Raw genomic sequence first — 20,710 nt, forward strand, 5'->3', positions numbered from 1 at the left:
TCAGATTTCTTTTGCCACAAGAAGGGGTTTGTTTAGATTTTTGTCCGTGAAGTGGTGTGCGTATAAGGCGACCAGTCCGTAAGACAGAAGTGCGAGGCAGGCGAATGCCGCCTGAAAACCCATGAAAGGTTTCAAAAGAACAAAAAGTTGCGGCATAACGCCACCTCCGCAATACGCCATGACCAGAAAAGCCGAAACCTGTGCAGTATGCTGGCCAGAGCCTTTGAGCGCGAGTGGAAACAGGGATGGAAAAATCATGGAGTTTGCAAAGCCGAGCAATGTTACGCATGCAACGGATAAGTACCCATGCGTAACCCATGCCGCCAGACTAAGCAAAGCGCCACATAAGCAAGAGAGGGGAAGGTAACGGTCCTGCGTGATAAAACGGGGGGACAGAACAAGCCCCGCACCATACCCGCAGAGCATGAAAAAAAGAGTCAGGGACGTAAAAAACTTTGTCTGATCAAGGGGAATGCCAAACCCTTGTGCGTAGGTGCCCACAGCATCCCCGGAGAGAACCTCCACCCCGACATAAAAAAACATCGCTCCAGCACCCAGCCGCGTTCGGCTGCTGAGTGATGTAATCAGTGTTTTGACAAAATGTTTTTCTGTATCGTTATTTTTGAGAATATCTGTTCGTATTTCCGGCAGGGATGAGCGCATAACCCACAGCGCGGTCAGGGCCAGTAAAAAGGCCATGCCCATATAGGGCCAGTAAATGGCATTGAGAAAACTCTGCTGGACAGATGTTCTGTAAGCCGGGTCAGTCAATGTTGGCAGTGTTGCGGATATGCTGGCAATATGGCGCATGGCCAGTGTGGCCAGTGCAATGGGGGCAACAATGCCACCAACCTTGTTGCATATGCCCATAATGGCAATGCGTTGCGCACTCCGGTTATCCGGGCCAAGGAAGCTGACATAGGGGTTTATGGCCACCTGCAACAGGGCAAGACCGGCCCCAAGCACCAGAAATCCCGCTAAAGCGCCGGGGTAGGACCTGGCATGCAGGCATTGCCCGGTGAGCATCATCCCCCCTGCCATAACCAGCAAGGCGTAAACCAGCCCGTTTTTCAAGCCGGTGCGCGTGACGCTCAGGCTCGCGGGGATGGAAAATATGAAATAGGAAAAATAGAAAACAAGCGGCACCAGAAAAGCCGCCAGATCGTTAAGGGTAAACGCTACCCGCACAAAGGAAATAAGTGGCCCGTTCAGCCATGTTACAAACCCGACAATAAAGAACAGCACAGCGCTCAGCACCAGTGGCCGCCACCCGTAGGGTCCCGCGGGGCAGGGGATGCGCGCGGCGCCGGTGGTCTGGGTGGGGGGCTGTGGCATGTCCGGCTATGGCCCGTTTGAGGGGGGAGATGTCGTGGAAGGGGCTAGTCGGCTGCCTGTGTATCCTTGGAGGGCAGGCTGTCTATTTTTTCGCAGGAGCGGCGGAGTTCGGTAGAGGGGTTGGGACTCTCGCACAGTTTTTCCACATCGGCGGCGCAGGCTTCGATCGAATTTTCAAAGTCGGATTCGAGCACGTCCTCGGCAACCGTCAGGTCCTGATTGCGAGTGTTTTCCTCATCTTTTTGCAAAAGGTCCTGTGTTTTGTGCAGTTCCTTGAGCGATTCAATGCACGCAGGCCCCGCCGCATCGGGTTTGAAGTGCAGAACGGCCAGTTCCTTTTGCAACTGTACGTTGTTGATGTTGTTGCGTGGCGCTGTTTCATCGTCAGCCCAAACGGGGGAGACCGCAGCCAGACCACCAGCCAGAAGAACAGATGCCATAGCGGCATGATACAAACGAAAACCGGACACGAGCACAATTCTCCTGAGTCTGCGACGGTGCGCACCAATTATCCTGTTTTCTAGCCCGTCTGTGTTGGAGAGGTAAAGAAACAACCCCGAAAAGGTGCCAGCAGGCTTGGCATGGGCTGGGGTTTGGTGCTAGGTGTGACCTCGGAAAGTCGGCGGTGGACGGACACCTTGCTAAACCGGTCAGGTCCGGAAGGAAGCAGCCATGGTGAGTTTCGTCCGGGTCATTGTTCGGCTTTCCACCTTAATTTTCCGCCCTTGTGGATCAGACCATTTTGCACCGGTTGTGCCGGGTATGCAGGGCGTGACCTTACATTCTTCGGGCAAGGCATGAGCGATACGACTGACGAGCAGTTCCCTCACGACGAGGGGCTTCCCAGTCCGGAACCGGAAGGCCCCGGTCTGTTTGGCGAGGCCGAACCGCCCGCCCCTGCCGCCACGCCCCAGCCCCCAGCGCCCACGACCGCAACGCTGCCCTACCGGGTGCTTGCGCGCAAATACCGCCCCACCACCTTTGATGACCTGATCGGTCAGGAGGCCATGGTCCGCACCTTGCGCAATGCGTTTGCGCTGGGGCGGGTCGCCCATGCCTTTATGCTCACAGGGGTGCGTGGTGTGGGCAAAACCACCACTGCGCGCATTATTGCCCGTGCCCTGAACTGCACCGGGCCAGACGGCAAGGGTGGCCCCACGGCCGACCCCTGTGGCGTATGCCCCAACTGCGTTGCCATTCTGGCCGACCGCCACCCCGATGTGCTGGAAATGGACGCCGCCTCCCGCACAGGGGTGGATGATGTGCGCGAGATCATAGAGGCCACGCGTTTTCGTCCCATGCAGGGGCGGATGAAGGTCTTTATTATCGACGAAGTGCATATGCTCTCGCGCAATGCCTTTAACGCCCTGCTCAAAACGCTGGAGGAGCCTCCGGCACAGGTCACGTTCATTTTTGCTACGACCGAACTGCGCAAGGTGCCGGTGACCGTACTGTCACGCTGCCAGCGGTTTGACCTGCGGCGCGTGCCGCAGGCCGAACTGGCCGGGCTGTTCGCGCGGATCGCGCAAAAGGAACAGGTCCGCCTGTCTGACGATGCACTGGCCCTGATCGCCCGCGCAGCAGATGGCTCGGTGCGTGATGGTCTTTCCCTGCTGGATCAGGCCATTGCACAGGGGAGCAGTCTGACGGATGAAGGCGGGGTTATAGGCGCCTCCATTGTGAGCGACATGCTGGGTCTGGCTGACCGCGAGGTGGTGTTCGACCTGCTCGAAGCCGTGTTGACCGGCAAGCCCGATACAGCCCTTGCCCTGCTGGATGGAGCCTACGCCCGTGGGGCGGACCCCGGCCTTGTGCTGGGGGACATGCTGGAGCTTGTACACATTATCTCGCGCCTGCGGGCTGTGCCCGGTTTGGGGGACTCGGCGGATATGCCAGAGGCCGAGCGGGTGCGCGGCACGCATATGGCCAGCACGTTTGCTGTGCCCGTGCTCATGCGGGCATGGCAGATGCTGGTCAAGGGTGTGCGGGAAGTGGAAAGCGCGCCAGACCGGCGCGCAGCGGCGGATATGGTGCTCATCCGCCTGTGCTATGTGGCCGACCTGCCATCGCCCGAGGATCTGGTCAAACGTCTGAGCGGCACATCGGATGAGGGCGCGCGCGGTGCGGCCCCTGTTGCCCCATCCGCCCCACCGACTGGTGGAACCTTCGCACAGGCGGGGGGGCAGGCCGGGGCGTCCAGTCCGGCTGTAACGGGCACGTTTGTTGCGCCACAGGCCGAACCGCCGGGCAGCACAGGGCATGAGCCACCGCGCCTGCGCATGGTCAGCTCCGGCGGTGTGGCCGTGGCCCAGCCCGAGCCGGTTATGGCGCCTGTGGTGCAGCCCGTGGCCCCGGCGGAACCCGCAGCACCCCCCATTCCACGCACATGGCGGGAGGCCGTGGCGTTGGTCAAGGACCAGCGCGAGGCCATTCTGCACGGGCAACTGCGCCATGCGACCCATCTGATCTCTTTTACGCAGGGCCGGATTGTTCTGCGGTTCGAGCGCGGAGTCCCCGGCGATGTTGTGCCCCAGCTCCGCCGTGTGCTGGACCGCGCAACGGGTATGAGCTGGCGGATAGAGACCGGGCCGGAGGAAGGCGAACCCACGCTGGATGTGCAAGGGGCGGAGGTCATTCAGTTCCGGCGGCGCGAGGCAGAGGCCCACCCGCTGGTCCGTGCGATTTTGAACGCGTTCCCCGATGCACAACTGGGCGAGGTGCGCGACCATGGGCTGGATGATTACGGCCTGCCGCCAGAAGAACCCCCCGAACTGCTGTTCGCCCCCCTTGACGCGCAACCGCTGGATGAGGACGACCGGCCCTTCGACCCCGGAGCCTCGCAGGACTGAAGTGAGCAGGCCGGGCTGGCAAAACAGCGCGTTCTGGGCCAGATAAAGAACAGGTGATGCGCCGCAGGGGTGCGCCATAGCCGCACCATGCGGCAGACAGACAAGCTTAGGGGATGACCATGAAGAACCTTGCCTCACTGATGAAGCAGGCCACGCAGATGCAGTCCAAGATGGAAGCCATGCAGAGCACACTGGAAGCCATGAGCATAGATGGCTCCGCTGGTGCAGGCATGGTCAGCGTTGTGCTGAGCGGCAAGGGCGACATGCGCTCCATCAAGATCGACCCCAAGCTTGCGGACCCGACCGAAATGGAAATGTTGCAAGACCTGATTGTGGCCGCCTGTGCGGATGCGCGCAAAAAGCTGGACGAAAAAGCCGCCGAGGAAATGCAGAAGGTCACAGGGGGCCTTAACCTGCCCGCAGGCATGAAGCTGCCGTTCTGATCCACAGACAAAACCGACCTTGAGCGCGGGGGAAAGCAGGCGGGCATGGGTGGTCAGGAAATAGAGCAGCTTATTCGCCTGCTGGGGCGTCTGCCGGGCTTTGGCCCGCGTTCGGCCCGGCGGGTGGCGTTATACCTGCTCCGCGAACCCCATACACGGCTGGCGCCTCTGGCCCGCGCCATGGAACGGGCGGGGGAAGCCATTCGCACCTGCTCGTCATGCGGGAATCTGGATACATCAGACCCGTGCCATATCTGCGCTGACCCGCTGCGGGATAAGGGGCTGGTCTGCGTGGTGGAAACGGTGGGCGACCTGTGGGCGCTTGAGCGTGCGGGGGTTCACCGTGGTGTTTATCAGGTTCTGGGGGGCACCCTGTCCCCACTGGCGGGTGTGGGGCCTGAAGACCTGAATGTGGCAGCCCTGCTGACCCGCCTGCACGAAGGCACTGTGCGCGAGGTTATTCTGGCCCTTGGGGCCACGGTAGAGGGCGCCACCACCATGCACTGGCTGATGGACCAGCTTGAAACGTATGAGGGGCTGACCGTTAGCCGTGTGGCGCAGGGTGTGCCCATGGGTGGTGCGCTGGATGTGCTTGATGACGGCACATTGGCCGCAGCCTTGGGTGCCCGCCGCCCCGCCTGAGAACTCACGCCAGCAAAAAGGATACAACCATGCCCGTGGACATGCTGCCGATCAGTGCGGCCATACCGCGCCGCGCTCTGGTGAGCGGGGGCGGCGCACGGCTGGGCCGGGCCATTGTGCTGGGGCTTGCCCGTGCCGGGTTTGACGTGGCCATCCATTACCGCAGCAACAGGGCCGAAGCGGAGGATACGTTGCAGGCCGTGCGCGCACTGGGCCGCACAGGCTGTGTGCTTCAGGCCGACCTCATGCGCGAGGAGCAGGTGCAGGCCCTGTATGGGCAGGCCACGCAAGCACTTGGCGGTCCCTTGGGGGTTCTGGTCAACAATGCGTCCACTTTTGAGCGGGATGAGTGGGATGATACCTCGCTTGAAAGCTGGATGATGCATATGAAGCCCAACCTGCGCGCACCCTTTGTGCTGATTCAGGCGTTTGCAAAGGGGTTGCCACAGGGGGCGCAGGGTATGGTGCTGAACATGCTGGACGAACGGGTGTGGTCTCTGACCCCCCATTTTGTCAGTTACACCGTGTCCAAAAGTGCGTTGTGGACGCTTACGCAGACCATGGCGCTGGCGCTGGCTCCCAAGGGGATCAGGGTCAACGCTGTTGGTCCCGGCCCCGCCCTGCCCAGCCCCAGACAGACGCAGGAGCAGTTTGCGCGCCAGTGTGCCTCGGTGCCGCTGGCCCACGGGACCTCGCCTGATGAGGTCGCGCTGGCGGCTCTGGCCCTTTTGGCCCTGCCCTCCGTTACCGGGCAGATGCTTGCTCTGGATGGTGGGCAGCACATGCAATGGTCTCCGGCCCCATTGGCCGGACATGCCTTGGAAGAATAAAAGAATGGCCGTTTTTGCTCCGTGGGCGGACCAGCCGCCGCTGCGTTGCCTGTTTTTGAAGAACATGGTGCTCGATGCCCATATTGGCGTGTTCCCCCATGAGCAGGGTGTAACCCAGCGCATTCGGGTGTCTGTCCATTTTGGGGTGGATGACCGCACGGATCTGGAGGTCGGGCCGGATGACCTGAGCCGCACGGTCTCGTACGAGCGGGTGGTCCAGCTTGTGCACCGCATTGTGCGCGAAGGGCATGTGCGGCTGGTGGAAACACTGGCCGAGCGGATTGCTTCGGGCGTTCTCAGTGACGACCGCGTGCGCGTTGTGCGGGTGCGCATAGAAAAACTGGATGTGTTTGAGGAAATAGAAGCCGTGGGTGTGGAAATAGAGCGCCGCCCCGCATGTGTGTGACGCCCTACGGGATGACCTGACTGGCATAAAAAAAGCCCGCTGGATGCCAGCGGGCTTTTTTTTGGTCTGACACGATGGTGTTCAGCACCCCCGGAGGGGTCAGGACTCGTGGTCGTCCGAATCCGTGCTGACATCGATGTCTGAACTGATGTCGTCGTCATCATCATCCAGATCAGCGGTGTCTTCCATCACATCGTCGTCTTCGGTATCGTCATCGGTGTCGATATCGATATCTTCATCGGCCTTCTTGATGGGGGCAGCACTCGCCGGAACGGGGGACAGGCTATCAGAGTTGCGGCGCAGGCGCGGCACCAGAGCAGGCTGTTCCGTTCCGCATTTGGGGCAAATGGCGGGTGCGCGGTTCAGGTCATAAAAACGGGCACCACAGGACACGCAGACGCGTTTGGTGCCGAGATCGGGCTGGGACATCTTGCTACCTGTCAATCCTGAGCAGATATTGGGGCCAACGCCCCGGAACACGAACGAACCCCGAACAGCAACGCAAAGCTGAAGCAGGACTCGAACCAGACTGTTAAGGCGATGCCCAATGCCACTGTGTTTCGGGTCGTGTCAAACCCGGAGTTTGCATATGGTTGTATTTTCTGCATCTCCCACCCTCTTTTTCTGCCTCTACCCGGATTGACTTGCAGGCCATCCCGCCGGAATGAAAAGGGCATGACACACGCATCTTCCCCCTCCGCCCGTCCGCTGCGGGTTACGCGCGCGCAGGCCCCTCTTTCCGGTTCCATCCGTGTGCCGGGTGACAAATCCATCAGCCACCGTGCGCTCATGTTTGCCTCTCTCGCACGGGGGGAAACCCATATTACCGGGCTTTTGGAAGGGGAGGACGTTCTGCGCACCGCCGCTGCCATGCGCGCACTGGGCGCACAGGTTACCCAGCATGCACCGGGGGACTGGCGCGTGAGCGGGCTGGGCATTGGCAAGCTGCGTGAGCCGGGTGATGTGCTGGACATGGGCAATTCCGGCACGGCGGCGCGGCTTTTGTCCGGCATTCTGGCCAGCCACGGCATGGTGTCGGTCATGACGGGGGATGCCAGCCTGCGCCGCCGCCCCATGAAGCGTGTTATGGACCCGCTGGCGGGCACGGGTGCTACGTTCATGGCGCGCGAGGGTGGGCGCCTGCCCATGGCTATTGGCGGTCTGGCAGACCCCAAACCGCTGGACTACCGCCTGCCCGTGGCCTCCGCACAGGTCAAATCCGCCGTGCTGCTGGCGGGGCTGAACGCGCAGGGCCAAACACGGGTGGAAGAACCCGTAGCCACCCGTGACCATACCGAAAACATGCTCCGCCACTTTGGCGCGCACGTTACGGTGGAGGAAACCGCGCAGGGTGGGCGGATTATTGTGCTGCAAGGCCGCCCCGACCTTGTTGCGCGCGATGTGGTGGTGCCGGGGGACCCGTCCTCCGCCGCCTTCCCCATTGTTGCGGCTCTGCTGGTGCGGGGCGCGGATATTGTTATTTCCACCGTGGGGCTGAACCCCCTGCGCACCGGGTTGTTCATCACCTTGCAGGAAATGGGCGCACAGCTTGAGGTCACCAATGTCCGCACCGAAGGGGGCGAACTGGTGGGGGACCTGCACGTGCGGGCCTCTACCCTCAAGGGTGTGACCGTGCCCGCCGATCGCGCCCCCTCCATGATTGATGAATATCCCATTCTGGCTGTGGCGGCGGCGTATGCCTCTGGCGTGTCGCGCTTTTGCGGGGTGGAGGAACTGCGGGTGAAGGAGAGCGACCGACTGGCCGCGACCGTAGCGCTCTTGGAAAACAACGGCGTTAAAACAGCGGTCGAGGGGGATGATCTGGTCGTGTATGGCACCAACAATGCCATTCCCGGTGGCGGTGTTGTGCAGACCCACATGGACCACCGGCTGGCCATGAGTGCGTCCGTGCTGGGGCTGGTGGCCCAGAACCCGGTGGAGATTGATGATACCGCGTTTATCGATACGAGCTTTCCGGGCTATTTGCAGTTGATGAACAGCCTTGGCGCGGGGTTTGCGCTGTGATGCGCGGCGGACCGGTTATTGCCGTGGATGGCCCGGCTGCGGCAGGCAAGGGCACGCTGGCCCGCAAGCTGGCTGAAGCACTGGACCTGCCCTATTTGGACACAGGGCTGCTGTACCGCGCTGTGGGGCGGCTGGCCCTTGATGCCGGGCAGGACCCCGCACAACCGGCTGAACGGTTTGCGCAGGCCCTGATGCCAGCGGACATGCAGCGCAAGGACCTGCGCACGCCAGATGTGGCGCAGGCTGCCAGCAAGGTTGCAGCCCAGCCTGCCGTGCGCGCGGCACTGGTGGAAACCCAGCGCCGGTTTGCCGCCGAGCGCGGGGCCGTGCTGGATGGGCGCGATATTGGCACCGCCATTTTCCCCAATGCGGATGTCAAGCTGTTCATCACCGCATCCCCCGCTACCCGCACCCTGCGGCGTTTTTTGCAAAGTGGGGGGGATGTGAACGCCCCAGACGCGCCAACCCTGCTGTGCGAGATGGAAGCGGCCCTGCGCGCACGTGATGAGGCCGATGCCAGCCGGGATTCCGCCCCCATGCGCGTGGCGGATGACGCGCATGTGATCGAGACGGACACGTTGGACGCACAGGCCGTTCTGGCCGAGGCTCTGCGCTTTACGCGCGAGCGACTCGTGGCCGCACGGGGCTGAATACTGGCCTCCCGCAAATGGGGGGACGTATGATGAGGCACATTTTTTGCCCCCTTTTGCGCTCAGTACTGCGCTTTGAGTTGACAAACGGGGGTCAGGTGTTCTCTGTGCAAACAGAAATCCGCCCCTGATGGTGGGTTTTTCTTGATAACAGTCTGGTCTGACCTACAGGGTCGGGGGGCGCTGGTGCCCATCCGTTCCGTCAGGCAAGTCGTGCTGCAAATTGCGGGGCGCAGGAACAGTCTGCAGGCATGTTGCCCGCAGGCTCAGGATTTACGGTACCACATGGCTTCAGCCACCACCCAGACCACGGATCACTTCCGTGGCGAAGATTTTGCCGCCCTTCTTGACGAGACCCTTGGCCGCGATTCCGGCTTTGACGGGTCCGTTGTGCGCGGTCGCGTTGTTCGTCTGACCGATGACTACGCAATTGTTGATGTCGGCCTGAAGAGCGAAGGCCGCGTTTCCCTGCGTGAATTCGCACCTCCGGGCGTCAAGCCTGAAGTGCAGCCGGGCGATGTGATCGAACTGTACGTCGAGCGTTACGAAGACCGCGACGGCAGCATCGTTCTCTCCCGCGAAAAAGCACGCCGTGAAGAAGCATGGACCAGCCTCGAAAAAGCTTTCGAAGCCAACCAGCGCGTTAACGGCACCATCTATGGCCGCGTAAAAGGTGGCTTTACGGTTGATCTGGGTGGCGCCATGGCGTTCCTGCCCGGCAGCCAGGTGGACATCCGCCCTGTGCGTGACGTCGGCCCGCTGATGGGTGTTCCCCAGCCTTTCCAGATCCTGAAGATGGACCGTGCGCGCGGCAACATTGTTGTCTCCCGTCGTGCCGTTCTGGAAGAAACGCGTGCTGAACAGCGCAGCGAACTGATTCAGGGCCTGACCGAAGGCATGATCCTTGACGGCGTGGTCAAGAACATCACCGATTACGGTGCGTTCGTTGATCTGGGCGGCGTTGATGGCCTGCTGCATGTGACCGATATCGCATGGAAGCGCATCAACCACCCCTCCGAAGCACTGCAGATCGGCCAGCCGGTACGCGTGCAGGTGATCCGCTTCAACCCCGAAACGCAGCGTATCTCCCTGGGTATGAAGCAGCTTGAAGCTGATCCTTGGGAAAATGTTGCCCTCAAGTACCCGCCGGGTGCCCGCTTTACGGGCCGCGTGACCAACATTACCGATTACGGCGCATTTGTTGAGCTGGAACCGGGCGTTGAAGGTCTGGTGCACGTTTCCGAAATGTCCTGGACGAAAAAGAACGTCCACCCCGGCAAAATCGTTGCGACCTCTCAGGAAGTGGACGTGATGGTTCTGGATGTGGACAGCTCCAAGCGCCGCATCTCGCTGGGTCTGAAGCAGGTTCAGCGCAATCCTTGGGAACAGTTCGCTGAAGAACACAAGGTTGGCTCCACCGTGGAAGGCGAAATCCGCAACATTACGGAATTCGGCCTGTTCATCGGCCTGTCCGCAGACATCGACGGCATGGTGCACATGTCCGACCTGTCCTGGGACGAAGCTGGCGAAGAAGCCATGAAGAACTACGAAAAGGGCCAGGTTGTAAAAGCCAAGGTTCTGGACGTGGACGTGGAAAAAGAACGTATCTCCCTTGGCATCAAGCAGCTTCAGGAAGATCCGGCAGCCGACGCTCTGGCCAGCATCCAGAAGGGCACGATTGTGACCTGCATCGTGACCGCTGTGCAGACCAACGGCATTGAAGTGAAGGTTGACGACGTTCTGAGCGGCTTTATCCGCCGTGCGGAACTGGCCCGTGACAAAGCCGAACAGCGCCCAGAACGCTTCGCCGTTGGCGAACGTGTGGATGCCAAGGTTGTGTCCGTTGACCGGACCTCCCGCAAAGTTGCCCTGACCATCAAGGGCCGCGAAGTGGAAGAAGACAAACAGGCTATCAACGAATACGGCTCCGCAGACAGCGGCGCATCGCTCGGTGATATTCTGGGTGCGGCAATCCGTCGCCGTAACACCGAAGACTGAGCATAAAAAAACCGGGGTGGTTTGCGCCATCCCGGTTTGGCAGAGCAGTTTGCCATGCAAAAAAATAGCGCCCCACAAGGGCGCTATTTTTTTATGGGCTGTGTTTAGTCCAAACAGGCCTTGCGGAAGGCTGCAAACGCGCGCGCACGGTGGCTGATGGCGTTTTTCTGCGCATCTGTCATTTCGGCAAAGCTGCGGGTTTCGTGTTCGGGCTGAAAAATCGGGTCGTATCCATGCCCGTTGCTCCCACGCGGTGGCCAGACAATCTGCCCGTCAATCCGTCCTTCAAAAGTAAGGGTGCGCCCATCGGGGTAGGCAAGGCAGAGCACGCATACAAACCATGCCGCGCGCTCGTCCTGCCCAATGCCTTCCTCAATGCGGGCCATGGCGGCGGCAAAGTCCTTGTTGGGGCCAGCCCAGCGGGCGGAGTAAATGCCCGGCGCTCCCCCAAGTGCGCTGACACACAGGCCGGAATCATCGGCAAGGGCGGGCAGGTTGGCAGCCTGTGCAGCCGCCAGCGCCTTGATGGCGGCATTGCCGGCAAAGGTTGTGGCGGTTTCCTCCGGTTCAGGCAGGTTCAGCTCCCCTGCGGAGAGAACGGTAATGCCAAATTCCGCCATGAAGGCAGAAAACTCGGCCAGCTTGCCAGCATTGTGGGAGGCAAGCACCAGCTTGTCGCCGGATTTGAGGGTAGGGTGGGTCATGGTATGGGCTGCTCTGCTGTGTTGATGGCGCTCAACTGGGCTGCAAACAGTTCATCCGCCCCTTTGCGGGCAAGGGTGAACAGGGTGTTAAAGGCATCTTCGCTAAAGGGCGCGTGTTCGGCCGTGGCCTGAATTTCCACAATACGGTTATCAGCGCTCAGCACAAAGTTGGTATCGGCAAGGGCGGCGCTATCTTCGGTGTAATCAAGGTCCAGCACGGCCCCGGCGCTGGTCAGCCCGCAGGATACGGCAGCCACCTGCCCGGTAAGCGGTATATGCCGCAGCACACGGTTGGCCACCAGCTTGCCAAGGGCCAGCCGGAGCGCCACCCATGCGCCGGTAATGGAGGCGCAGCGTGTGCCGCCATCGGCGTTGAGCACATCGCAGTCCAGTGTAATGCAGAGTTCGCCCATGGCCTTCAGGTCCGTGACGGCGCGCAGGGAGCGGCCGATCAGGCGCTGGATTTCCTGCGTGCGGCCAGACTGTTTGCCCCGTGCGGCCTCGCGGTTGCCGCGTGCGTGGGTGGCGCGGGGCAGCATGCCGTATTCCGCCGTAACCCAGCCCTGCCCCTTGCCGCGCAGGAATGGGGGCACGCGGCTTTCCACGCTGGCGGTGCACAGGACCTCGGTGCCGCCAATGCGAATAAGGGCGGAGCCTTCCGCATGGTGGGAGAAACCGGTCTCGATAACAATGGGGCGCATCTGCCCGGCCTGTCGGCCTGATGGACGCATGGTGCTGCTCCTGCAAAACAATGACAAAGGGTTGTGTCTGCACATAAAATGCTTTTGGCAGGAGTAAAACCGGCAATAAGCCGCTATAAACGCTTATCAGACCGCACGAAGGAGCCCTGAGAGCCATGAAGCGTGGCCTGTTGCCAGCCCAAGCAATGCTACCACCCGAACTGGACGGACGCTCCGCGAACATCCTGCGCGAGATTGTGGAAGAATATATGGCCAGTGGCGAACCCGTGGGTTCGCGCACCCTTTCGCGCAGGTTGGGGCAACCCCTTTCGCCTGCCACAATCCGCAATGTCATGGTCTCATTAACCGAGGCGGGGCTTTTGTTTTCCCCCCACACCTCGGCAGGTCGCCTGCCAACGGAAAAAGGCCTGCGCCTGTTTGTGGACGGGCTGCTCCAGTTTGGTGCGCTCTCCGAGGACGAGCAGAAGGTGATTGGCCATTCGCTGGAGGCGCGCGGCCGTTCCTTGCAGGATACGCTGACCGAGGCATCCTCCCTGCTGGCGGGTATGTCCGATGCCGCGGGGCTGGTGGTGGCCCCCAAGGGGGAAGGCGGGATCAAACACATAGAATTTGTAGCCCTTGGTGGGAACCGTGCTCTTGTGGTGTTGGTGGGGGCCGATGGGCATGTGGAAAACCGGGTGATTGAAATTCCTGCGGGAACCCCGCCCTCCGCACTGGTGGAAGCGGCCAATTACCTGAACGCGCGCGCCATGGGGGCATCCCTGCCCGACCTGCGCCACCGCGTTGGGGCGGAAATGAGCGAGAACCGCACAGTGCTGAACAGCCTGACCGCCGAGGTGGTGGAGAGTGGTCTGGCCATCTGGAATGGTGAGCGGGGGGAAAGTGGCGGCACGTTGATTGTGCGCGGCCAGTCGCGCCTGCTGGCGGATGTGGACGGGCAGGAGCGCCTTGCGGCCATACAGACCCTGTTTGACCGGCTGGAAGCACAGGAGACCATGTTGCGCCTGTTGGAGCTGGTTGAGAGTTCTGAGGGCGTGCGTATTTTTATTGGCGCGGAGAGTGGTCTGTTTGGTACCACGGGCATGTCCGTTGTTATGGCGCCTGCCCGCAATGAGGCGAACAGGATTGTGGGGGCCATTGGCGTTATTGGGCCTACGCGTATTAATTACGGGCGCGTTGTGCCGGTAGTGGACTATACGGCGCGCATATTGGGCGAACTGCTCGGTCAGGCGTAAGGGCCTGAGTGGGTATGGGCTGGAGCACAGGTCGGAATTCCGCCACGATTGTAAGGAGAATGTCGATGGCAAGGAGACGACAGGATATGGGAATGATAAAGGACCGGTATGACACGCACTCCGCCTTCTGATGACCCGGATTCCTCCCCCCCGCATGATCGGGACACCACACGGTCTTTTCCATTGAGCAGGCCCCGTTTCCGTCAGTGGCGCATGTTGCTGGGCACGGCTGCGGCTGTGCTGCTGGTGGGGAGTGCCGGTGGTGCTGTGGTGGTGTGGTCGCAATACCAGAGTATTGTTGCTGACCTTCCAACAGTGGACGGGCTGCGGTCCTACCAGCCGCCGGTGATGAGCCGCCTGTACGCAGGGGATGACCAGCTTGTGGCCGAACTGGCCGATGAGCGGCGCGTGTTCGTGCCCTCCAACGCCATTCCCGACCGGGTGAAAAGCGCGTTTATCGCGGCGGAGGATCAGAAGTTCTGGACCCATAAGGGGGTGGACCCTGCCGCCATTATCCGCGCGGGCCTGACCGACCTTACGCGTGATCGCGGGCGCAGGCCCATTGGTGCGTCCACCATTACGCAGCAGGTTGCGCGCGTTATGCTGCTGGGCACCAATGCTGTGTCGTTCAAACGCAAGGCCAAGGAAGCATTTCTGGCCATGCGTATTGAACAGGTGCTGCCCAAGGAAAAAATTCTCGAAATTTACCTGAACGAAATTTATCTGGGCAACGGCGCCTATGGCATTGGGGCCGCCGCCCAGACGTATTTTAACAAACCACTGGACCAGCTTGATAACGCTGAGGCCGCCTTTCTGGCCGCTCTGCCCAAATCACCCACCAATTATAATCCAGCCCGCTTCCCCGATGCCGCACGGGGGCGGCGGAACTGGGTGCTGGAACGCATGGCCGATGTAGGGGCCATTACGCAGGCGGAAGCCCGGCTGGCCGAGGCAGAGCCACTGGTCAGCATCAGCTATTCCCGCCCCGGCCCGGCCCCCGGCTCCGAATGGTTTGCCGAGGAAGTGCGGCGCGAACTGCTGGAAAAATACGGGCAGGACGTAACCATGCAGGGCGGGCTGGATGTGCATACCAGTCTGGACCTGCCCCTCCAGCGCGCGGCCCAGAGCATTTTGCAACAGGGTCTTATGGCGTATGACCGCCAGCACCGTGGCTGGCATGGCCCTGTCACACATCTGTCCACGCCAATCCCTCTGACGCAGGAGGAGTGGGTGCGCGCCCTGCGTACGGTCAGTGCGCCTGCGGGTATGCTGGACCAGTGGCGTCTGGCCATTGTGCTTGACGGCAACAAGGGGCAGGTCGGCTGGCTGGAAGGCAGCGTGGTCCGCCGGAATACCGCACAGGGGGGGGAACCCCACACAGGCCAGATCCAGCCCAAGGATATGGCATGGGTCCGCCGTGCCCGCCCCCTGCGCACGGGGGATATTGTTATGGTCGAACCCCAGACCGGGCAGTCCGTTGTGGCGCTTATGCAGATCCCTGTGGTGGAAGGGGCTATTGTGACCATGAACGCCCGCACGGGGCGTGTGCTTGCACTGGTGGGGGGGTGGTCTTTTCAGGCCTCTCAGTTCGACCGGGCGACACAGGCGCTGCGCCAGCCGGGGTCATCCTTCAAGCCATTTGTGTATCTGCAGGCCATGGAGCAGGGCATATCGCCCTCTCAGGAGTTTGACGATTCCCCCGTGTCCTATGGCACATGGCACCCGAATAACTACGAAAAAGACTTCTGGGGTCCTACCTCCCTGCATGATGCGTTGCGAGAGTCGCGCAACCTTGTGACCATCCGCCTTGCCGCCCATCTGGGCATGAACACGGTGGCGGATACGGCCATAAAGCTTGGGTTGGTGGATAGCATGCCCCATGTGCTGCCCGCCGCACTGGGTGCGGTTGAAACAACGGTTATCAAGGAGGCCGGAGCCTACGCGGCCCTTGCCGCCGGAGGGCGCAGAATTACCCCCACCCTGATTGATGATGTGCAGGACAGGGACGGCCATGTTATCTGGCGGCCCGCAACGGGGTTATCTCTGGTTTCCGCATCCTCCGTGCCCACCGGGGCTTCGGCCCCGACAGCCGGGGTGGATGCCGTCCACCCGGATGCGCCACAGACCCATGCGGAGACCGCACAGGCCACCACCCCACCTGCGCCGCCTTCTGTTGTGGTGCTGACCCCGGAGGACCTGCCTGCCCTGCGGGATGACCGGCCCGTGGCGGCATCCGAACAGAGTGCTTTCCAGATCACCACCATGTTGCAAGATGTTATTCGGCGCGGCACGGGTGTGCGTGCAGGCGAGGGCATAGATGTGCCCATCGCGGGCAAAACCGGCACCAGCCAGAACTTTAACGACGCATGGTTCGCGGGCTACACGCCCGAACTGGTGACGGTGGTCTGGATCGGGTTTGACACGCCCCAGTCCCTCGGTCGGAACGAAACAGGGGGCGCGATTGCTGGCCCGCTGTGGAATAAGGTGATGAAGACGGCCCTCAAGGACCAGCCAAAGCTGGACTTTGCCGCCCCCGATGGGGTGACACTGGTCAGCTACGACACAGGGCGTGGCGTGGCGATAGATGCGTTCAAGGATGGCCAGCTCCCCGGCGTAAGCGCCAATCTGCTGAGCAATGTGGATGCCCAGCAGCTTAGTGCAGCCGATACAGGGGCCGAGAACATGCCGGATTCGGAGAGCGATATGGCAGCCAGCGCCAATGGTTCGGGCCAGCCCGGAGCAACGGGCGCCAGCCCGGCCGAAGGGGGCAGCCCATCCGCGCCCGCACCTTCTGGGGGTGACATTGGCATGGGTGGCCTTTATTGAAAGCCCCAGAGAACGGAATTGGACGATAAGTCCCCCAAAGTAGATGGAGAACAGGCCCGATGTCCGCCGAGACAGAAGCCCTTAACGAACAGATCAAGCAGTCGGTCGCACTGCTGAGGAGGCATCTTTAACTGGGATGTCGCTGAAGCCCGCCTTGCGGAACTGAACAATCAGGCCGAAGACCCAGACCTGTGGAATAACCCAGAAGCCGCGCAGAAAATGATGCGTGAGCGCACGCTTCTGGCCAACCAGATCGAGGGTGTGCAGGCGTTGGAAACCAACGTAAGCGACACCTCCGAACTGATCGAGATGGCCGAAGCCGAAGGGGATGCCGATCTGGTGTCCGAGGGTATGGCCAGCCTGCGCGCACTGGCGGAAGAAGCCAAACGGCGCGAGATTGAAAGCCTGCTTTCGGGCGAGGCGGATAGCAATGACTGCTATTTGGAAGTCAACGCCGGTGCTGGTGGCACGGAGGCGCAGGACTGGGCCGAAATGATGCTGCGCATGTACACCCGCTGGGCGGAAGCGCACAATTATAAGGTCACGCTGATTGAAAGCTCCGAAGGCGAACAGGCCGGGCTTAAATCCGCTACCATTCTGGTGTCCGGCCCCAATGCCTATGGCTGGATGAAGACCGAAGCCGGTGTGCACCGCCTTGTGCGGATTTCCCCTTTCGATGCGGCAGCCCGGCGGCAGACATCATTCGCATCGATTTGGGTCTACCCGGTTATTGATGATTCAATTGAAATTGAAATCAATGATGCGGACCTGAAGGTGGATACCTTCCGCGCCTCGGGCGCTGGTGGTCAGCACGTGAACAAAACGGATTCCGCCATCCGTATTACCCACATTCCAACCGGCATTGTGGTGGCGTGTCAGACCGATCGTTCGCAGCACCGGAACCGCGCCACGGCCATGCAAATGCTGCGTGCGCGTATGTACGAAGCAGAACTGCAACGGCGCGAGGCCGCCGCAGCGGAAGCCGAGGCCGCCAAGACCGATATTGGCTGGGGGCATCAGATCCGTTCGTATGTTCTGGCTCCTTACCAGATGGTCAAGGACCTGCGTACGAATGTTGAAACGGGCAACCCCGATGCCGTTCTGGATGGGGATCTGGACGCCTTTATGGCCGCAGCTCTGGCCATGCGTGTCGGGGCGACCCGTTCGGAGGCGAGCGCTAACGCGCAGTAAGCCATGGGTGTTTGGCCATGCCGGTTATACGGGATGGGAAAGAAGGCGGGCTCCAGATCGGGGCTCGCCTTTTTTTCTTTTGTGCAAAGTACTTAAGATCATAAAGTTCAGATGCAAACTTTTCTCAGACAACCTGCTTGACATCTGCCGTGCCAGATTGCCCAATCATCGAAATGGATAAAGGCAGGTCATCAGGCCTGCTGGTTCTGGCCCATGTGGCCAGAGTAAAGTTCCTGAGTGTTTTCGTGGCTGAAAACGGAACAGATATGCTCCGTTTGGCGGTTTGAAGAGGGAGGGCCAGAATGAGTAACCCTGAGCAGCAGCCAGGTTTGGCAAAGTATGCCTTTCGGGCAAGTGCTGCTGTTGGTGTGGTCGCGTTCCTGCTCGTGCTGGTCATGCACGTGCTGGGGATATGGGGGCTGATCTACGGTATGGGTAATGGCGAAAGCCCGCCTCCGCCGGTGCACCCTCCTATCCAGACGCGGGTTCTGCCGCCGCCTCCGCCGCCACCCCCTCCGCCGCCGCCTCCACCACCCCCGCCGGTTATGACCGTGCCGCCGCCGCCGTTCATTCCGCCGCCAAAGATCGAGGTGCCACCGCCCCCCAAACCCCCCATGAAGCACGTGGCCCGTACACCGCCCAAGCAGCCTGTGGCGCCACCCACCCAGACCGCCAAGGCGCCACCAGCGGACACGCCGCCCAATGACTCGCCGGACACAACGGCAGGCACATCGCCGCTGAACAACGTGCGCCCCGTCTATCCGCCAGAAATGGAGGAAGACAACATTGAAGGCCGCGTAACCATTGTGTGCGATGTGGAAACAACGGGCATGACCAGCAACTGCCGTGTGCAGTCGGTTACGGGTGGTCAGGCGTTTGCACAGTCCGCGCTGGATTACGTGCGCAAGGCCCGCTACCGGCCAGCAAGCCGCAACGGTGTGCCTGTGCGGGAATTGAACAAGACGTATGTCATCCGCTTCCGGTTGGATGACTGACGCAGAGCAGACGGCCCGGTCCAGACCGGGCCACCCTGGATAACACAGCAATACGGACCGCCCGGTCCACTCCGGCAGGGGATTATGGGGCCGGGCTTTTGGATGAGGATCTTGAGTAACATGAGCAGACTGCCCCGTTCTTTTGTGTCAGGTCTTGCCGCTCCGGCTCTTGTGCTGCTGATGAGCACGGCAGCCCCCGTGGCCGCCTTTGCGCAGGATGCAGCCGCCGCCACGGCTCCGGCCCCGGCTGAAGGCGCTGTTGCACCTGCCCCCGGCCCGGCAACGCCCGCTGCCCCGGATGCCGCCACAACCCCGGCTCCCACCGATGGCACAACAGCCCCAACCCCCGCAGCCGCCGCAGCAGCAGAAGCCCCGGCTCCAGCCGCAGACGCCAAGGATGACGCCAACCCCTACGGCCTGTCCGCCCTGTGGTCGAACGGCGATGTTATCGCCCGTGGTGTGCTGCTGATCATGCTCATCATGTCGCTTGGCACATGGTTCATCATGATCACCAAGTTTATCGAGCAGGGGCGTCTGTTTGCGGCGGGCAAGGAAGCGACCAAAAACTTCTGGACCAAACACAGCATTCAGGAAGGAGCCTCCGCGCTCTCCTCCTCCTCTCCGTTCCGCTATATTGCCGATACGGGTATTACGGCGGCCGAACACCATGAAGGCACCATGCAGGAAGCCATTGACCTGCATAGCTGGACCTCCATGTCCATCCAGCGTGCGGTCAACAACATCCAGAACAGCCTGCAAAAGGGTCTGGCCTTCCTTGGCACCGTGGGGTCCACCTCTCCGTTCATCGGGCTGTTCGGCACGGTGTGGGGCATCTACCACGCGCTGACCGCCATTGGCATTGCCGGTCAGGCCTCCATCGACAAGGTGGCAGGGCCTGTGGGGGAATCGCTGATCATGACCGCCATTGGTCTGGCAACGGCTGTGCCAGCGGTGCTGGGTTACAACCTGCTGGTGCGCCGCAACAAAGGGGCCATGGATCAGGTGCGCGACTTTGCCGATGACCTGCAGTCCATCCTGATTGGCGGCGTGCGCCACGGTGCGGCTGTTGATGCGGTGCGGGTGAATGCCGATCACTCCCCGACCACGGTCACAACCTCCAACCGGGTGGGCTGAAGCATGGGTATGCAGGTTGGCAACGAAGGAGGGGACGACGAAGTCGTCTCCGCCATCAACACGACCCCTCTGGTGGATGTGATGCTGGTTCTGCTGATCATCTTCCTGATCACCATTCCGGTGGCGACCCATACGGTCAAGGTCAACCTGCCGCGCGACATGAACCAGCCCACACAGACCAAACTGAGCAACGTGGTGCTGGCGGTTACGGCGGATGGCAAGGCGTTCTGGGACGAAACACCGCTCAAGGACCAGGCGGACCTACTGGACCATCTGGAAAAAGTGGCGGTTGTCAAACCGCAGCCCCAGATCCAGATCCGTGGAGACATGAAGGCGCGGTATGAGACGGTGGGCAGGATGGTGGCGGCATGCCAGCAGGCTGGCATCTATCATATCGACTTCATTACCGAGAAGCCGAAGACCAACTGACAACGGCGGGCCGAGGCCCCCGTCCCCCGCGCCAACGGGCGCGGGAGGGTGGAGTAAAGAGAGTAACTGATCATGGGCATGAATGTCGGGTCGGATAGCACAACGGAAGACGAAGGCATTGTAGACATCAACACCACGCCATTGATTGACGTGATGCTGGTTCTGCTGATCATGCTGATCATCACCATCCCGTTGCAGACCCAATCCGTTGCGATTGATCTGCCGCAGGGCAACCCGCCGCCTTCGACCGAGGAGGTGCCGGTTGTAACCCTTGTGGTGGACTTTGATAATACGATTACGTGGAACGGGCAGCCGGT

20 protein-coding genes and 1 other RNA gene are annotated in these 20,710 nt (G+C 61.2%); 16 read left to right on the forward strand and 5 right to left on the reverse strand.

What is annotated here, in order from left to right; translation table 11 throughout:
* The gene (gluP, locus tag AABE20_RS11120; protein ID WP_338333120.1) at positions 1 to 1,335 is read right to left on the reverse strand and encodes a glucose/galactose MFS transporter; all 1,335 of its coding nucleotides are present in this window, start codon (positions 1,333 to 1,335) and stop codon (positions 1 to 3) included.
* 44 nt (positions 1,336 to 1,379) lie between these two features.
* The gene (locus AABE20_RS11125; protein WP_338333121.1) at positions 1,380 to 1,805 is read right to left on the reverse strand and encodes a hypothetical protein; all 426 of its coding nucleotides are present in this window, start codon (positions 1,803 to 1,805) and stop codon (positions 1,380 to 1,382) included.
* 143 nt (positions 1,806 to 1,948) lie between these two features.
* Here AABE20_RS11125 and ffs point away from each other — a divergent pair.
* The 6 genes from ffs to folB all read left to right on the forward strand — a co-directional run bounded on the left by ffs (position 1,949) and on the right by folB (position 6,505).
* An RNA gene (gene ffs / locus AABE20_RS11130) (signal recognition particle sRNA small type) lies at positions 1,949 to 2,046 on the forward strand.
* An 86-nt stretch (positions 2,047 to 2,132) separates the two neighbouring features.
* Positions 2,133 to 4,184, forward strand: a complete 2,052-nt coding sequence (locus tag AABE20_RS11135; RefSeq protein ID WP_338333122.1) for a DNA polymerase III subunit gamma/tau — start codon at positions 2,133 to 2,135, stop codon at positions 4,182 to 4,184.
* Between the two features lie 119 nt (positions 4,185 to 4,303).
* A complete protein-coding gene (locus AABE20_RS11140) occupies positions 4,304 to 4,627 on the forward strand; it encodes a YbaB/EbfC family nucleoid-associated protein (protein ID WP_048854954.1) in 324 nt (107 codons plus the stop codon).
* A 45-nt stretch (positions 4,628 to 4,672) separates the two neighbouring features.
* Complete coding sequence (gene recR, locus AABE20_RS11145) at positions 4,673 to 5,269, forward strand: recombination mediator RecR (protein ID WP_338333123.1); 597 nt, start codon at positions 4,673 to 4,675, stop codon at positions 5,267 to 5,269.
* A gap of 29 nt (positions 5,270 to 5,298) precedes the next feature.
* Complete coding sequence (locus tag AABE20_RS11150; protein WP_338333124.1) at positions 5,299 to 6,099, forward strand: SDR family oxidoreductase; 801 nt, start codon at positions 5,299 to 5,301, stop codon at positions 6,097 to 6,099.
* A gap of 4 nt (positions 6,100 to 6,103) precedes the next feature.
* Positions 6,104 to 6,505: a dihydroneopterin aldolase gene (gene folB / locus AABE20_RS11155; RefSeq protein WP_338333125.1), complete on the forward strand. Its 402-nt coding sequence runs from the start codon at positions 6,104 to 6,106 to the stop codon at positions 6,503 to 6,505.
* 99 nt (positions 6,506 to 6,604) lie between these two features.
* Here the strand turns inward: folB and AABE20_RS11160 are convergent, their stop codons facing one another.
* Positions 6,605 to 6,934, reverse strand: a complete 330-nt coding sequence (locus AABE20_RS11160) for a TIGR02300 family protein (protein ID WP_338333126.1) — start codon at positions 6,932 to 6,934, stop codon at positions 6,605 to 6,607.
* A gap of 246 nt (positions 6,935 to 7,180) precedes the next feature.
* On the opposite strand from AABE20_RS11160, the gene aroA reads away from it, so the two are divergent.
* The 3 genes from aroA (at position 7,181) to rpsA (ending at position 11,178) form a co-directional block, all read left to right on the forward strand.
* Positions 7,181 to 8,530, forward strand: a complete 1,350-nt coding sequence (aroA, locus tag AABE20_RS11165; RefSeq protein ID WP_408740888.1) for a 3-phosphoshikimate 1-carboxyvinyltransferase — start codon at positions 7,181 to 7,183, stop codon at positions 8,528 to 8,530.
* A complete protein-coding gene (gene cmk, locus AABE20_RS11170) occupies positions 8,530 to 9,180 on the forward strand; it encodes a (d)CMP kinase (RefSeq protein WP_408740892.1) in 651 nt (216 codons plus the stop codon). Before aroA ends, cmk begins: the two co-directional genes overlap by 1 nt.
* 285 nt (positions 9,181 to 9,465) lie before the next feature.
* Complete coding sequence (gene rpsA / locus AABE20_RS11175; RefSeq protein ID WP_048854947.1) at positions 9,466 to 11,178, forward strand: 30S ribosomal protein S1; 1,713 nt, start codon at positions 9,466 to 9,468, stop codon at positions 11,176 to 11,178.
* 104 nt (positions 11,179 to 11,282) lie between these two features.
* Here rpsA and rdgB read toward each other — a convergent pair whose 3' ends face one another.
* Both rdgB and rph read right to left on the reverse strand, forming a co-directional pair.
* Positions 11,283 to 11,882 carry an RdgB/HAM1 family non-canonical purine NTP pyrophosphatase gene (rdgB, locus tag AABE20_RS11180; RefSeq protein ID WP_338333128.1) on the reverse strand — a complete coding sequence of 200 codons (600 nt, stop codon included), beginning with the start codon at positions 11,880 to 11,882 and terminating at the stop codon, positions 11,283 to 11,285.
* Positions 11,879 to 12,613: a ribonuclease PH gene (gene rph, locus AABE20_RS11185; RefSeq protein ID WP_338333129.1), complete on the reverse strand. Its 735-nt coding sequence runs from the start codon at positions 12,611 to 12,613 to the stop codon at positions 11,879 to 11,881. Before rph ends, rdgB begins: the two co-directional genes overlap by 4 nt.
* A gap of 125 nt (positions 12,614 to 12,738) precedes the next feature.
* Between rph and hrcA the strand changes: the two genes are divergently transcribed.
* The 7 genes from hrcA to AABE20_RS11220 form a co-directional block, all read left to right on the forward strand.
* Complete coding sequence (gene hrcA, locus AABE20_RS11190; RefSeq protein WP_338333130.1) at positions 12,739 to 13,818, forward strand: heat-inducible transcriptional repressor HrcA; 1,080 nt, start codon at positions 12,739 to 12,741, stop codon at positions 13,816 to 13,818.
* Between the two features lie 108 nt (positions 13,819 to 13,926).
* On the forward strand, positions 13,927 to 16,644 hold the full coding sequence (locus AABE20_RS11195) for a penicillin-binding protein 1A (RefSeq protein ID WP_338333131.1): 2,718 nt from the start codon (positions 13,927 to 13,929) through the stop codon (positions 16,642 to 16,644).
* 59 nt (positions 16,645 to 16,703) lie between these two features.
* Positions 16,704 to 17,835, forward strand: a protein-coding gene (gene prfB, locus AABE20_RS11200) for a peptide chain release factor 2 (protein WP_338333132.1) whose coding sequence is annotated in 2 segments (ribosomal slippage) — positions 16,704 to 16,772 and positions 16,774 to 17,835 — 1,131 coding nt in all. Because the reading frame shifts where the segments join, the coding sequence is not laid out codon by codon here.
* Positions 17,836 to 18,137: 302 nt separating this feature from the next.
* Complete coding sequence (locus tag AABE20_RS11205; RefSeq protein WP_338333133.1) at positions 18,138 to 18,830, forward strand: energy transducer TonB; 693 nt, start codon at positions 18,138 to 18,140, stop codon at positions 18,828 to 18,830.
* Between the two features lie 120 nt (positions 18,831 to 18,950).
* Positions 18,951 to 19,964 carry a MotA/TolQ/ExbB proton channel family protein gene (locus tag AABE20_RS11210; protein ID WP_338333134.1) on the forward strand — a complete coding sequence of 338 codons (1,014 nt, stop codon included), beginning with the start codon at positions 18,951 to 18,953 and terminating at the stop codon, positions 19,962 to 19,964.
* A gap of 3 nt (positions 19,965 to 19,967) precedes the next feature.
* Positions 19,968 to 20,393, forward strand: a complete 426-nt coding sequence (locus AABE20_RS11215; RefSeq protein ID WP_338333135.1) for an ExbD/TolR family protein — start codon at positions 19,968 to 19,970, stop codon at positions 20,391 to 20,393.
* Between the two features lie 72 nt (positions 20,394 to 20,465).
* The coding region (locus AABE20_RS11220; RefSeq protein WP_338333136.1) for an ExbD/TolR family protein at positions 20,466 to 20,710 on the forward strand (245 nt) is incomplete at its 3' end.

The sequence above is a fragment of the Acetobacter zythi genome (assembly GCF_963921165.1).
GTDB lineage: Bacteria > Pseudomonadota > Alphaproteobacteria > Acetobacterales > Acetobacteraceae > Acetobacter.